This window comes from Pseudomonas sp. C8002 (assembly GCF_013385765.1).
GTDB lineage: Bacteria > Pseudomonadota > Gammaproteobacteria > Pseudomonadales > Pseudomonadaceae > Aquipseudomonas.
Window position 1 is genome coordinate 1 of record NZ_JACAPJ010000001.1, and the last position, 251, is coordinate 251.

Below are 251 nucleotides of genomic sequence, written 5' to 3' on the forward strand. Positions count from 1 at the left end.
CCGGCCGGCTTGAGTGTTTAAAAGCCAAATCAAAAGCTAAAGCGGGCACGGTCCACTGTAGGAGCTGGCTTGCCGGCGATGGCATCAACTGGGTGTGCCTGATGCACCGAGGTGTCTGCATCGCCGGCAAGCCAGCTCCTACAAAAAAGCAGCTCTGCTTTCGCTCTGGATCTTGCCTTTGCTTTTAACACTCAGGTCGGCTCTCAGGCCGCCGTGCTTTTGATCTTCATCTTGATCTGACTGCCCCAATA